This is a genomic window from Actinoplanes sp. NPDC051343, assembly GCF_044455125.1.
In the GTDB taxonomy this organism is placed as follows: Bacteria; Actinomycetota; Actinomycetes; order Mycobacteriales; family Micromonosporaceae; genus Actinoplanes.
In genome coordinates this window covers 459,394-472,615 of record NZ_JBITEL010000007.1, presented here as the reverse complement: position 1 = coordinate 472,615, position 13,222 = coordinate 459,394, and the positions used below count along the sequence as shown (strand labels likewise).

At 69.8% G+C, this 13,222-nt stretch carries 16 protein-coding genes and 1 riboswitch; of the genes, 3 read left to right on the top strand and 13 right to left on the bottom strand.

Annotated elements, in window-relative coordinates:
* From pheS to ACIA5C_RS25125, 9 genes are all read right to left on the bottom strand, one after another.
* The gene (gene pheS, locus ACIA5C_RS25165) at positions 1–1,062 is read right to left on the bottom strand and encodes a phenylalanine--tRNA ligase subunit alpha (RefSeq protein WP_396058595.1); all 1,062 of its coding nucleotides are present in this window, start codon (positions 1,060–1,062) and stop codon (positions 1–3) included.
* A gap of 181 nt (positions 1,063–1,243) precedes the next feature.
* Positions 1,244–2,245 (bottom strand): alcohol dehydrogenase catalytic domain-containing protein, encoded by a 1,002-nt coding sequence (locus ACIA5C_RS25160; RefSeq protein WP_396058593.1) that lies wholly within the window; start codon positions 2,243–2,245, stop codon positions 1,244–1,246.
* A 64-nt stretch (positions 2,246–2,309) separates the two neighbouring features.
* Positions 2,310–3,086, bottom strand: coding sequence for a TrmH family RNA methyltransferase (locus ACIA5C_RS25155; protein ID WP_396058591.1), 777 nt, complete (start codon positions 3,084–3,086; stop codon positions 2,310–2,312).
* A gap of 210 nt (positions 3,087–3,296) precedes the next feature.
* Positions 3,297–3,689, bottom strand: coding sequence for a 50S ribosomal protein L20 (gene rplT, locus ACIA5C_RS25150; RefSeq protein ID WP_396058589.1), 393 nt, complete (start codon positions 3,687–3,689; stop codon positions 3,297–3,299).
* Positions 3,690–3,728: 39 nt separating this feature from the next.
* Positions 3,729–3,923, bottom strand: a complete 195-nt coding sequence (gene rpmI, locus ACIA5C_RS25145) for a 50S ribosomal protein L35 (protein WP_396058587.1) — start codon at positions 3,921–3,923, stop codon at positions 3,729–3,731.
* 54 nt (positions 3,924–3,977) lie between these two features.
* Complete coding sequence (gene infC, locus ACIA5C_RS25140) at positions 3,978–4,595, bottom strand: translation initiation factor IF-3 (RefSeq protein ID WP_396058584.1); 618 nt, start codon at positions 4,593–4,595, stop codon at positions 3,978–3,980.
* 376 nt (positions 4,596–4,971) lie between these two features.
* Positions 4,972–5,430, bottom strand: a complete 459-nt coding sequence (locus tag ACIA5C_RS25135) for a PH domain-containing protein (RefSeq protein ID WP_396058582.1) — start codon at positions 5,428–5,430, stop codon at positions 4,972–4,974.
* A 1-nt stretch (position 5,431) separates the two neighbouring features.
* Complete coding sequence (gene hisG / locus ACIA5C_RS25130) at positions 5,432–6,289, bottom strand: ATP phosphoribosyltransferase (RefSeq protein WP_396058580.1); 858 nt, start codon at positions 6,287–6,289, stop codon at positions 5,432–5,434.
* 53 nt (positions 6,290–6,342) lie between these two features.
* Positions 6,343–6,624: a phosphoribosyl-ATP diphosphatase gene (locus ACIA5C_RS25125; RefSeq protein WP_396058578.1), complete on the bottom strand. Its 282-nt coding sequence runs from the start codon at positions 6,622–6,624 to the stop codon at positions 6,343–6,345.
* A 60-nt stretch (positions 6,625–6,684) separates the two neighbouring features.
* Between ACIA5C_RS25125 and ACIA5C_RS25120 the strand changes: the two genes are divergently transcribed.
* From ACIA5C_RS25120 to ACIA5C_RS25110, 3 genes are read left to right on the top strand one after another with little or no spacing between them, the layout of a single operon-like run.
* A complete protein-coding gene (locus ACIA5C_RS25120; RefSeq protein WP_396058576.1) occupies positions 6,685–7,560 on the top strand; it encodes an ABC transporter substrate-binding protein in 876 nt (291 codons plus the stop codon).
* A complete protein-coding gene (locus tag ACIA5C_RS25115) occupies positions 7,557–8,405 on the top strand; it encodes an amino acid ABC transporter permease (protein ID WP_396058574.1) in 849 nt (282 codons plus the stop codon). The genes ACIA5C_RS25120 and ACIA5C_RS25115 overlap by 4 nt, the downstream gene beginning before the upstream one ends.
* Positions 8,406–9,143, top strand: a complete 738-nt coding sequence (locus tag ACIA5C_RS25110) for an amino acid ABC transporter ATP-binding protein (RefSeq protein WP_396058572.1) — start codon at positions 8,406–8,408, stop codon at positions 9,141–9,143.
* A 188-nt stretch (positions 9,144–9,331) separates the two neighbouring features.
* Here the strand turns inward: ACIA5C_RS25110 and ribH are convergent, their stop codons facing one another.
* From ribH to ribD, 4 genes are read right to left on the bottom strand one after another with little or no spacing between them, the layout of a single operon-like run.
* Positions 9,332–9,805, bottom strand: coding sequence for a 6,7-dimethyl-8-ribityllumazine synthase (gene ribH, locus ACIA5C_RS25105; protein ID WP_396058570.1), 474 nt, complete (start codon positions 9,803–9,805; stop codon positions 9,332–9,334).
* A gap of 44 nt (positions 9,806–9,849) precedes the next feature.
* Positions 9,850–11,055 (bottom strand): bifunctional 3,4-dihydroxy-2-butanone-4-phosphate synthase/GTP cyclohydrolase II, encoded by a 1,206-nt coding sequence (locus ACIA5C_RS25100; RefSeq protein ID WP_396058568.1) that lies wholly within the window; start codon positions 11,053–11,055, stop codon positions 9,850–9,852.
* Entirely contained in the window at positions 11,048–11,647 is a 600-nt protein-coding gene (locus ACIA5C_RS25095; RefSeq protein WP_396058566.1) for a riboflavin synthase, read from the bottom strand. Before ACIA5C_RS25095 ends, ACIA5C_RS25100 begins: the two co-directional genes overlap by 8 nt.
* The gene (gene ribD, locus ACIA5C_RS25090) at positions 11,647–12,702 is read right to left on the bottom strand and encodes a bifunctional diaminohydroxyphosphoribosylaminopyrimidine deaminase/5-amino-6-(5-phosphoribosylamino)uracil reductase RibD (RefSeq protein WP_396058564.1); all 1,056 of its coding nucleotides are present in this window, start codon (positions 12,700–12,702) and stop codon (positions 11,647–11,649) included. The genes ACIA5C_RS25095 and ribD overlap by 1 nt, the downstream gene beginning before the upstream one ends.
* Positions 12,703–12,822: 120 nt before the next feature.
* Positions 12,823–12,992, bottom strand: a riboswitch (FMN riboswitch).
* Positions 12,993–13,222 lie beyond the last annotated feature (230 nt).

Sequence of the window (13,222 nt, the reverse complement as noted above, 5' to 3'; positions counted from 1 at the left end):
TCAGACCTCCATGCCGAAGTTCATGGTGAACCGGACGTCGCCCTCGACGAAGTCGTGCATGTCGCTGACCCCGTTGCGGAACATCAGGGTGCGGTCGACGCCCATGCCGAACGCGAACCCGGAGTAGCGGTCGGGGTCGATGCCGCAGGCGACCAGCACCCGCGGGTTGACCATGCCGCAGCCACCCCACTCGACCCAGCGCGGGCCGTCCCGATGGCCGGCGAACCAGACGTCGAACTCGCCCGACGGCTCGGTGAACGGGAAGTAGTGCGGGCGCCAGCGGGTGCGCGCGTCCGGCCCGAACATCGCCTTGGCGAAATGGTCGAGGGTGCCGCGCAGGTGGGCCATCGTGATGCCCTCGTCGACGACCAGGCCCTCGATCTGGTGGAAGACCGGGCTGTGGGTCGCGTCGAGCTCGTCCGACCGGTAGACGCGGCCCGGGCTGACCACGTAGATCGGGGGCTGCCGGGTGAGCATCGTGCGCACCTGGCCGGGCGACGTGTGCGTACGCATGACCAGGCCGGGCAGGTCCACATAGAACGTGTCCATCGAGCCGCGCACCGGGTTGTCGGGCCCGATGTTGAGCGCGTCGAAGTTGGCCCACTCGAGGTCGAGCTCGGGACCCTCCACGATGTCGTAGCCCATGCCCGCGAACAGGTCGCTCATGTGCTCCATCAGCGTGGTCAGCGGGTGCCGCGCGCCGCGCGGGCGGCGGTCCCACGGAAGGGTGACGTCGACCCGCTCCTCGACCAGGACCTTGGCCGCCCGCTCGATCTCGAGCTCCTGCTGGCGCGAGTCGAACGCGCCCTGGATGGACTGGCGGGCCAGGTTGACGCGCTTGCCGGCGTCCGACTTGGCGGCCGGCGGCAGCGAGCCGATCTCGCGCCGGGCCAGCGACACCGGCGAGCGGTCGCCCAGGTGGACGGGTTTCAGGGCGCCGAGCGCGTCCAGGTCGGACGCGGCGTCGAACGCCGCCCGCGCCTCGGTCACGGCGCTCTCGAGCGTCTTCGGGTCGAGCAGGGCGGCCTGCTTCGGGTCGTACGGATCGTTGCGGTAGGACATGGTCTCCCTCACACCGGCTTTGCCACAGGGCAGTCTAGGAGGCACGGCTCAGCCGCAGCCCGCCGGTCAGGGAGCCCGGGTTAGATACTCACTGGGGTATCAGGCCCTCAGCCCGCGACCAGCGGGCTGAGTAAAGAGCATCTGAGAACCCGGCACGCCCGACATCTTACTCGTTCACGGCTTACTCGTTCACGGCGACGACGATCCCCGAGTGGGCCGGGATCGGCGAGTCCATCGCGGTGAGCTCGACGCCCGCCTGGGCCAGCGGAATCACGCTGCCGACCAGCCGCTGCGGTTTGAGCCGCCCGTCGGCGACCAGTTCGAGCATCGCCGGGTAGTCGGCGGCCGCCATCCCGTGCGAGCCGGCCACGTGCAGCTCGCGGGCGACGACCAGGTCCCACGGCAGCGGCGCGTGCGCGTCCGAGCCGAGCATCAGGCCGACCTGCACGTGGCGTCCGCCCCGGCGCAGGCTCCGCACCGAGGCGAGCGCGGTCGCCGCCGACCCGTACGCGTCGATCGCCACGTCGGCCTCGTCGACCACCTCGTGCACGATGATCGCCCCGAGCGACGCGGCCATCGCGTTGGCGGCCGGGGACGGGTCGACCGCCGCGACCCGGTGCCCGAGCGCGACCGCGATCATGATGGCCGAGAGCCCGACCCCGCCCGCGCCGAAGACCGCGACCACGGCGTCCGGGTGCAGCGGCCCGTGCCCGGTCAGCGCCCGGAACGCGGTCGCGAACCGGCAGCCCAGCGCGGCCGCGCCGATGAAGTCCAGCGAGTCGGGCAGCCGGACCAGGTTGGTGTCGGCGGCCCGCACCACGACCTTCTCGGCGAACGAACCCCAGTGGGTGAAGCCGGGCTGGGTCTGGTCGGGGCACACCTGGGCCCGGCCGGACCGGCACCACTCGCAGTGCCCGCACCCGTTGACGAACGGCGCGGTCACGCGTTCGCCCGGGACAAAGCCGGTGACCTCCTCGCCGACCTGCGCGATCACACCGGCGAACTCGTGGCCCGGCACGTGCGGGAGATGTACGGGGTCGTGGCCGCGCCAGGCGTGCCAGTCCGAGCGGCACACCCCGGTCGCCTTCACCTCGACGATCGCGCCGTCGGGCGGGCACACCGGGTCGGCGACCTCGCGCAGCAGCGGCATCGTGCCGGTGCGGTCGTAGACGATCGCCTTCACCGCTGGGCCGTCTTCACCGCTGGGCCGCCTTCACCGCTGGGCCGCCTTCACCGCTGGGCCGCCTTCACCGCTGGGCCCGGGCCGACGCGTACAGGCAGACGGCCGCCGCGGCGGCCAGGTTGAGGCTCTCCGCCCCGCCGTAGATCGGCACCCGCACCCGCCGGTCGGCCGCCTCGAGCAGCGACTCCGGCAGGCCGTGCGCCTCCGAGCCGAACAGCCAGGCGGTCGGCCCGCTCAGAGCACCCTCGTCGAGCAGGGAGTCGAGATCATCGGCGCCGTACCCGGTGGTGGCGAGGACCTGCAGACCCGATGCGCGGAGATCGTCAACGACGGCCAAGGGGGAACGGATCACCTCAACATGAAACAACGAGCCGGCCGACGCGCGTACGCATTTGCCGTTGTACGGGTCGACGGCATCGCCGGCGAAGATCACCGCGCCGGCACCGGCCGCATCGGCCGTCCGCAGGACGGTGCCGGCGTTACCCGGGTCGCGCACCTCGGCCACCACCGCGACCAAGCGTGGCCGCTTCGCCAGGGCGTCACTCAGCGGTACGTCGAGTTGCTCACAGACCGCGACCAGACCCTGCGGCTGCACGGTCTCGGCGAGCGCCTTGATCGTCTCCTCGGTGACCACGGAGCTCACCGGCGATTCGGCCGCCAGATCGGCGTACCTCTCGAAAGCCGCCGGTGTGCCGAAAAGCTCGACCACTGCGCCGGCCGGCAGGGCCTCCCGGACCGCCTGCGGTCCCTCGGCGAGAAAGCGGCCGGTCTCATCGCGATCCTTGCGGCGCTGCAGGCGCCGGGCGGCGACAACCCTGGGGGTACGCGGTGTGAAAGTCATCAAGGCCTGCCTGTGGAGGGCCGGGAGAAATTGTCGTACCCGGCCGCTTGACTGAACCCCGCCCAGCGCCGGGGTGGGGGCGGCTCGCGGCGACCGCCAGGGTGGCAGCGGCCTCGCGGCGACCGCCGGGGTGGCAGCGGCTCGCGACGGCCGCCGACAACGCAAAGCGCCCCCCGAAAACTCGGGAGGCGCCGGCGTATAACGCGTTGATCAGGCAGCCTGGGCGGCCGCGCCGCCGGTGCCCTCGGCCGCGACGGCAGCCCGCGCGACCTCGACGATCGCCGCGAAAGCGGCGGCGTCGTTGACGGCCATGTCGGCCAGGATCTTGCGGTCCACCTCGATCTCGGCCAGCTTCAGACCCTGGATGAGGCGGTTGTACGTCATGCCGTTCGCGCGAGCGGCGGCATTGATGCGCGTGATCCACAGCTGGCGGAAGTCGCCCTTGCGGTCACGACGGTCGCGGTACGCGTACTGCATCGAGTGCAGTACCTGCTCCTTGGCCTTGCGGTACAGGCGCGAGCGCTGGCCGCGGTATCCGCTGGCGGTCTCCAGCAGTGTGCGGCGCTTCTTCTGAGCGTTGACAGAACGCTTGACGCGTGCCATTTCGGTACTCCTTACAGGGTTACGAGTGTGGCGCGCGCGTCAGCGGCCCAGCAGCTTCTTGACTCGCTTGGTGTCGGCCTTGGCCACGACGACCGTACCGGTCATCCGGCGGGTGACGTGCGAGGACTTGCCCTCCAGCAGGTGACGCTTGCCGGCCTGCTCGGTGATGAGCTTGCCCTTGCCGGTCACCTTCACCCGCTTGCCCGTACCGGTGTGGGGCTTGAACTTCGGCACTGAAAGCCTCTTTCTGATCTTTCCGTCCGGCCGGGGACCGGACGGAAAAGCTGATTACTCTGCTGCGGTGGTCTCGACGACTTCCGCTTCGGCGACCGGCGCCTCGACACCATCGCCCTCGCGGGGCTCCCGTGGCGGACGCGCGTTGGCGGCGACCACCGCGGCTGCGGCCGCCTTCGTCGCCCGGTGAGGCGCGAGGACCATGATCATGTTGCGGCCGTCCTGCTTGGGACTGGCCTCGACGAAACCGAGTTCCGAGATCTCCTCGCTGAGCCGGCGCAGGAGCCGGAAACCCAGCTCGGGGCGGCTCTGCTCGCGACCGCGGAACATGATCGTCACCTTGACCTTGTCGCCCGCCTTGAGGAACCGCACCACGTGACCCTTTTTGGTCTCGTAGTCGTGCGGGTCGATCTTCGGGCGAAGCTTCATTTCCTTGATGACGGTCTGCTGCTGGTTGCGCCGTGCTTCGCGGGCCTTGAGCGCGCTCTCATACTTGAACTTGCCGAAGTCCATGAGCTTGCACACCGGCGGCCGCGCCATCGGAGCAACCTCGACCAGGTCCAGGTCGACATCCGCGGCCAGTTGAAGAGCGCGCTCGAGCGGCACGATGCCGACCTGCTCACCCTCCGGACCGACCAGGCGGACCTCACGAGCCCGGATCTGTTCGTTCACGCGTGGTTCGACGCTGATGGGGCCTCCTCAGAACGTACTGTCTTCTGCGCTTCCGCAACTCTCGCTGCGGACGAGCGCTGCCAATGTCGGTCGGCCCCGAGCTCGGCCTTTCGGTCAAGCCCCGGGAAAGCAGAAGGCCCCGGTGTGCGCGACAGATGAGTCTGAACTCTCAGTAGCGCATGCCGGGGCCCGCTCGACCGGTCATCGGCGCCCTGAAGGGACGCTTTCCCGGCCTCGAGAATTCCCGGAGGAATCCCGTGACCGGGTGACCGGACCCGACCGTCAGTGACGGCGGGTGGGAACCAAGCGGGCTCCTCTTTCGCGCCTTCACACCCCGCGAGGGGTATGCAGACGTGGTCGACTGCCCGCCAGTCTATCAGGCGTTGACGGAGGCCTTGTGCAGGGCCCGCAAGGTGCGCACACCCTCGACCGCGTAGTCCTTGTCGGCCGCCTGCAGGGCGTGGATCGAGACCTGCTCGTCGTCGTACAGATCGAGCTGGGCCCACGGTGAGTTGCGGTCGAACCGCACCGCCCGGACCACCGACCAGGGCAGATCGTAGCCGCCCACCACGTTGCGGATGTGGATGCCGTCGGCACCGGCGGTCACCTTGGGCCGGCAGAACGCCAGGATGCCGAGGGCGATCAGGATGCCGAGGCCGATCATCGCGGTCTGGTCGCCCCGCTCGAACTTGCCCGAGTCGTCGAACCCGGCCGAGCCGTGCAGGCCGAAGCTGATCGCGGTGAAGAGCACGACCACGCCGGCCGCGGCCGCGCCGGCCACCCAGCGGATCTTGTGCGGCCGATACAACACCGTCGTTTCCTCCACGACAGTCACCCTACAGCCGGCAATTGGCGATGTCGGTGACCAGGATGGCCCGGGCGCCGATCTCGTACAGGTCGTCCATCGTGCGGTGCACCTCGGCCCGGCGGACCATCGCCTGCACGGCGACCCAGCCCTCGCGGTGCAGCGGCGACACGGTCGGCGACTCGATGCCCGGGGTCAGCGAGGTCGCGGTCTCGAGCAGGTCGGCGCGGACATCGTAGGCCAGCATCACGTAGCTGCGGGCCACCAGCACACCCTGCAGCCGGCGGATCAGCTGGGAGACGCCGGCCGCGACCCCGGCCTCGGAACCGGTCAGCTCCGGCCCGATCAGGACCGCCGACGAGATCAGGATCGGGTCGCCCACCGTGACCAGGCCGGCCTGACGCAGCGTCGCGCCGGTCTCGACGACGTCGGCGATCAGGTCGGCGACCCCCAGCCGTACGGCATTTTCGACCGCGCCGTCCAGGCGCACCACCTCGGCTTTGACGTCGTGATCGTCGAGGTAACGCTGCACCACACCGGGATAGGCGGTGGCGATGCGGCGGCCGCCGATCTCGTCGGTGCCCGACATCTTGCCGGTCGGGGCGGCCCACCGGAACGTGGCGCCACCGAAGTTGAGATCGAGCAGTTCCTGGGCCGGCACACCGGAATCGACCAGCAGGTCGCGGCCGGTGATGCCCAGATCGAGGTCGCCCGACCCGACGTAGGTCGCGATGTCACGCGGCCTCAGGTAGAAGAACTGCACCCCGTTGGCCTCGTCGTTGCACAAGAGATCCTTGGGGTCGGTGCGCTGGCGGTAGCCGGCGTCCTTCAGCATCTGCGAGGCGGGCTGGGACAGCGTCCCCTTGTTGGGGACCGCGATGCGCAGCATCTGACGTGCTCCTTCTTCTCGATTCGATCGAATTGACGAGGGGAGAGCGCACGTCACAGATGTCGATAGACGTCCTCGAGGTCGAGACCGGTGGCAATCATGAGAACCTGGGCCTGGTAGAGCAGCTGGGAGATTTCCTCGGCGGTCCGCTCGGGTCCTTCGTGCTCCGCGGCCATCCACGACTCGGCCGCCTCCTCGACGACCTTCTTACCGATGAAGTGGACCCCGCGCTCCAACGCCTCGACGGTCGACGACCCCGCGGGTTTGTCGGCCGCCTTGGTCCGCAACTCGGCGAACAGCTCTTCGAACGTCTTCACGGAGAGCCATTGTGGCAACTCATCACGGGATGACGACGAACGGCCCCAGCAGGTGGGACGTGCCCTAGGCTCCCGGTCATGGTCAGCCGAAACACCCTCACCTCAGCCGGCGCGGCGGCGCTGCTGCTGACGGCTCTGGCGGGCTGCGCGCCCGCCGACGACTCGCCCACGGTCGCGGCGTCCGCCTCCGCTTCCACGGACGTTTGCCCAGCTGGCGCGCTTGGTGGCACCAAGACGGCCGGCAAGCTGACGATCGGCACGGACACCCCGGCGTACGAGCCCTGGTTCAGCGACAACAAGCCGAGCAACGGCAAGGGCTACGAGAGCGCAGTGGCTTATCAGGTGGCCCAGCGCCTGGGCTATCCGGCGGCGAACGTGACGTGGGTCTCCGTGACCTTCAACAACGCCATCGCCCCTGGTCCGAAGCCGTACGACTTCGACATCAACGAGTTCTCCATCACACCCGAACGGCGTATCGCGGTGGACTTCTCGTCGCCCTACTACCTGGTACGGCAAACCGTGATCACCACCAAGGGCTCCAAGATCGCGAGCGCGAAGTCGATCGCCGAGCTCCGGAGCGCAAAACTCGGCGCCCAGGTCGGCACCACGAGCTATCAGGCCATCACCGACCTGATCAAGCCGAGCGGCAAGCCGCAGGTCTTCAACAACAACGACGACGCCCTGGCCGCGCTGAAGAACGGCACGGTCGACGGCATCGTGGTCGACCTGCCGACCGCCTTCTACATGACCGGCGCCCAGCTCGACAACGGCGTGATCGTCGGCCAGTTGCCGCAGATCGGTGTGCCCGAGCAGTTCGGCCTCGTGCTCGACAAGGGCTCGTCGCTGACCGGCTGCGTCAGCAAGGCCGTCGACACCCTGCGCAACGACGGCACCCTCGCCGTGCTGGAGAAGACCTGGCTGGCGAGCACGGGCGGAGCGCCCGAGCTCCAGTGAGCACCGGCACCTACCGACCGAGCGAGATCCAGCTCGGACGGGCCGCCTACCGGCAACGGCAGACGGTCCGCTCGGTGCTGATCGCGGCCTTCTCGACGCTCGTGGTCGGCGTCGCGATCTACTTCGGCATCACCGGATCGCCCGGGTGGGACCGCGTCCGCACGTCGTTCTTCAGTTGGAGCGTCGCCAAGGCGTCGTTCGTGCCGGTGCTCGAGGGGCTCTGGCTCAACATCCGGATGCTCGTCGTCTGCGCCGTGCTCGCCCTCGTGCTCGGGCTCGTCATCGCCGTGCTGCGCACGCTGCGCGGGCCGGTGTTCTTCCCGGTGCGGGCACTCGCGACGACGTACACGTACGCCTTCCGGGGCATCCCGCTGATCATCGTGATCTACCTGTTCGCCTTCGGCGTGCCTGGGCTGCGCCTGCAGGGCACGCCCAATGTGTACGTCCTCGGCGGCGCGGCGCTCGTGGTCACGTACGGGGCCTACCTGGCCGAGGTGTTCCGGGCCGGCATCGAGTCGGTGCACCCCAGCCAGCTGGCCGCGGCCCGCTCGCTCGGACTCACCTACCGGCAGACGATGCGGCACGTGGTGCTGCCACAGGCGATCCGCCGGGTCGCCCCGCCGCTGCTCAACGACACCGTTGCGCTGCAGAAGGACGTCGGCCTGGTCTCCCTGGCCGGACCGGTCGACGCGGTGCGGGCCGCCCAGATCGCCACCGCCGAGCACTTCAACTACACGCCCTACATCGTGGCCGCCGTGCTGTTCGTGCTGCTGGCGCTGCCACTGATCGCGGTCACCGACGCGGTCACGCTCCGGGCGGCCCGCCGCCAGAACGCGGGAGCCTAGATGCTGCAGACCGAACACGTCCGCAAGGTCTTCGGCCAGTCGGTGGTGCTCGACGACCTGACGCTCGAGGTCGGCGAGCACGAGGTGGTGGCGCTGATCGGTGCCTCCGGCTCGGGCAAGTCGACGCTGCTGCGCTGCATCAACCTGCTGACCGAGATCGACGACGGGGTGATCCGGCTCGACGGCCGGGACATCACCGACCCCCGGGTCGACCCCGATCTCGTACGGCAGAAGATCGGTCTCGTCTTCCAGTCGTACAACCTGTTCCCGCACATGACCGTGCTGGACAACATCACTCTGGCGCCCACGCGCGTACACAAGAAAAGCGCAAGCGAAGCACGCGCCCAAGCCATGGAATGGCTGGGCCGCGTCGGCCTGGCCGACAAGGCCGGCAGCTACCCGGACCGGCTCTCCGGCGGCCAGCAGCAGCGCGTGGCGATCGTGCGGGCGCTGGTCAACAGCCCGCGCCTGCTGCTGCTCGACGAGGTCACGTCGGCCCTCGACCCGGAACTGGTCGGTGAGGTGCTGACGATGATCCGCGACCTCAAGGGCGACGGCATGACGATGGTGCTGGCCACTCACGAGATGGGCTTCGCCCGCCAGGTCGCCGACCGGGTCGCCTTCCTGGACGCCGGTCGCGTGCTCGAGCAGGGGCCGCCCGGGCAGGTGCTCGGCGACCCGGTCGAGGCCCGCACCCGCCAGTTCCTGGCCCGCATCATCGAGGCCGGCCGCGTCTGACCAGCGCCGGCCGGCCGGAAGCTGTCCGGCCGACCGGCCCGAACGGAATCCACGCTCTCGCGCCGGCCGGCAACCAGGCTCCGCACCACGGGAGACTCCGTCCCGGCCGCCCGACGGGCCACCGGAACAGCTCCCCCGCAACGCTCTCGCCCGACCGCCGACCGACGTGCGAACCCGAACTCCGCAGCTCAGTTGTTGACCGCGCGCAGCTCGAGCGCCGCGTTGAGAACGGCGATCGTGGTCGCCCAGCCCTTGTCCTCGATCGAGTCCTCCAGGCCGGCCCGGTCGCGGGCCTGGCCGAGGCTGTGCACGGTCAGCACGCCGTGGCCGACCGGGGTGCCCTCGTCGAGCGCGACCCGGGTCAGGCCGGTCGTCACCGAGTCGCAGACGTATTCGAAGTGCTGGGTCTCGCCCTTGATGACGACGCCCAGCGCGACCACCGCGTCGTATTTGCGGGCGAGCGCCTGCGCGAGTACCGGCAGTTCGACCGCGCCCGCCACCCGGGCGACGTAGACGTCCGTCACGCCGCACTCCTTGGCGGCCACCTGCGCCCGCTCGATCATGTGATCGATCAGGTCGGCGTGCCACCGCGAGCCGACGATGCCGAGCCGCAGCCCGGCCGCGTCGACGGACTCCATGTGTGGATCACCGAAGCCGGCCATGATTGCCCCCTTTGTAAACAGTTTCGCGTTCCGGCGCGGAAAAATCAGCCCAATGCCTCGAACAGGTGACCCATCCGGTCCCGCTTCGTGCGCAGGTAGCGCACGTTCTCGGGATACACCCGCACCGGCAGCGACTCCCGGCCCAGCACCGTCAGGCCGTACCCCTCGAGCCCGGCCCGCTTGTCCGGGTTGTTGGTCAGCAGCCGCATCGAGCGCACGCCCAGGTCGTACAGGATCTGAGCGCCCGTGCCGTAGTCGCGGGCGTCGGCCGGCAGGCCCAGCTCGAGGTTCGCGTCGACCGTGTCGAAGCCGCGGTCCTGCAACTGGTAGGCCTGCAGCTTGTGCAGCAGGCCGATCCCCCGGCCCTCATGGCCGCGCATGTAGAGCACGACACCCCGGCCTTCGTCGGCTACCCGCGAAAGGGCAGCGTCGAGCTGAGGGCCGCAGTCGCAGCGGTGCGAGCCGAAGACGTCCCCGGTCAGGCACTCCGAGTGCACCCGGACCAGCACGTCCTCGCCGTCGCCGAGCTCGCCGAAGACCAGCGCGACGTGCTCGCCGCCGTCCGCCTCGGCGCGGTAGCCGACCGCGGCGAACTCGCCGTGCCCGGTCGGCAGCCGGGTCTCGACGACCCGCTCGACCTGCTTCTCGGTGCGCCGGCGGTAGGCGATCAGGTCGGCGATCGAGATCAGCACCAGGTCGTGCTCGACCGCGAACTTCTCCAGGTCGGGACGGCGCTGCATGGTGCCGTCGTCGTTCACCATCTCGCAGAGCACACCGGCCGGACGCAGCCCGGCCATCACGGCCAGATCGATCGCGGCCTCGGTGTGCCCGGCCCGGCGCAACACGCCGCCCGCCTTGGCCCGTAGCGGCACCACGTGCCCGGGACGGGACAGGTCGGTCGGCTGGGTCTCGGCCGAGGCCAGCAGCCGGATCGTGTGGGCGCGGTCGGCGGCCGAGATGCCGGTGGAGACGCCGCTGCGGGCGTCGACGGTCACGGCGTACGCCGTACCCCGCTGGTCCTGGTTGGTGTGGTACATCGGGGGCAGCTCGAGCCGGTCGGCCTCGCCCTCGGGCAGCGGCACGCAGATGTAACCGGACGTGTAGCGGACCATGAACGCGACCAGCTCGGGCGTGGCCAGCTCGGCCGCGAAGATCAGGTCACCCTCGTTCTCGCGGTTCTCGTCGTCGACCACGATCACCGGGCGGCCCACCCGGATGGCTTCGACAGCCTTCTCGATGTCTTCAAACATTGCGGGCCCCCAGCATCTTCTCGACGTACTTGGCGATCACGTCGACCTCGAGGTTGACCGGGTCGCCGACCGTTTTGCTGCCCAGCACCGTCATCTTCAACGTCGTCGGGATGAGGCCGACGCTGAACGATTCGTCGTCCACGGCCATCACGGTCAGGGAGACACCGTCGACGGTGATCGATCCCTTTTCCACGACGTACTTCTGGTTCTCGGCCGGAAGCGAAAAGCGCAGAACTTCCCACTCCCCGGCCGGCTCGCGGCTTTCCAACCGGCCGACTCCGTCGACGTGCCCCTGCACCAGGTGCCCGCCGAGGCGGCTGCCGGCCAGCGCGGCCCGTTCGAGGTTGACCTGGCTGCCGGCCCGCAGCGCGCCGAGCGAGGAACGCCGCAGCGTCTCGCCCATCACGTCGGCGGTGAAGACGCCGTTCTCGTTGTCGATCACGGTCAGGCAGACACCGTTGACCGAGATCGAGTCGCCGTGCCGGGCGTCGGACGTGACCAGCGGGCCGCGGACGGCGATGACCGCCGAGTCGCCGCCCGCGTCGATGAGGCTCGTGACCTCACCAAGCTCTTCAACGATGCCGGTGAACATCAGCTCTCCTTTTGTCGGAGCGATGCGGTGAAACGCAGGTCAGGGCCGATCTGCGTCAAGTCGGTGAGATCCAGTTCGATCGCCTCGGCGATCGTGGTGACGCCCGCGTCGAGCACGGCCGTCTTGCCCGCACCGAGCAGCTTCGGCGCGACGTAGCCGATCACCTGGTCGACCAGGCCCTCGCTCAGGAAGGCACCGGCCAACGTGGGGCCGCCTTCCAGCAGGATCGATCGGATGCCGCGGCCGAACAGGGCCGCGAGCAGGGCGTTCAGGTCGACACGGCCCGCCGGGCCGACACCGATCTCGTCGGTGGTCACGATCCAGGTGGGGGCGGCGGCGTCGCGGACCCGCGCGCTTGCGGGCGTACGCCCGTGCGAGTCGACAACCACCCGCAACGGCTGCTTGATCGCGAGCACGCCGTCCTTGAGGTCCCGCACGGTGAGCTGAGGGTCGTCGGCGAGCACGGTCCCGACCCCGACCATGATCGCGTCCATCGTGCTGCGCAGCGCGTGCACGTCGGTGCGCGCCGGGGCGGAGGTGATCCACTGGCTGGTGCCGTCCACGGCCGCCGACCGGCCGTCCAGCGTGGCGGCGTACTTCCAGGTCACGTAGGGCCGGCCCCGGCGTACGGCGGTGAGCCAGGCGACGTTGCCCTGTTCCGCCTCGTGCCGGCGCACCCCGGTCTCGACCTGGACCCCGGCCCCGCGCAGCGTGGCCGCTCCACCGGCCGCGACCGGCGTCGGGTCGTCGACCGCGATGACCACCCGCTTGACCCCGGCGCCGATCAGCGCCTGGGCGCACGGGCCGGTGCGGCCGGTGTGGTTGCAGGGTTCCAGGGTGACCACGGCGGTGCCACCGCGGGCCAGCTCGCCGGCCTGGGCCAGCGCGACGATCTCGGCGTGCGGCCCGCCCGCGTAGGCGTGGAAACCTTGCCCGACGACCTCGCCGTCGGCGTCCAGCAGCAGGCAGCCGACCACCGGGTTGGGGCTGGTCGTGCCGAGGCCCCGGGCGGCCAGCGCGATCGCGCGGCGCATTGCCTCGTCCTCGGTCACCATGGCGCTCTTCCTCCTCGCGCGGTGCGATCACGCGCTGTGGCACAGAGGGAGAAACGCCAGGAACCAGACAGACGGGTACGCCGCGCGCACCCGGGACATGGCAAGCCATGGTCCGATCCCGCGCGCTGTCTCCCATCCGGACTGTCTGACCTGCTCACGCAGACCAACCGTCGGCCCCGGATTTACACCAGGTCCACCGTCCGTCAACTTCGACGTCCGGGTCGCGGGCTTACCGATCTCGCGATCGGATCACCGCCGGTTCGGAATTTCACCGAGTCCCGCCAGCGCGTGGTGGGTTACTGCAAAGTCTTACACGCCCAAGACCCGTTACGGCCAGCCCGGCGAGCCATGTCACAGTGCTGAGCTTGCTGGCTCCGCTTCGCTCCGCGGCGCTTTGCCCCTGGGAGGCTGATGGGGTCGGTAGTCGATTTCCGCCGCCGCAAACCCCGCGGCGGCGAAAATCGGCTGCCGACCCCATCAGCGGGGCAAAGCGCGACCGTTCCCTGGCATGGCCGCGGCC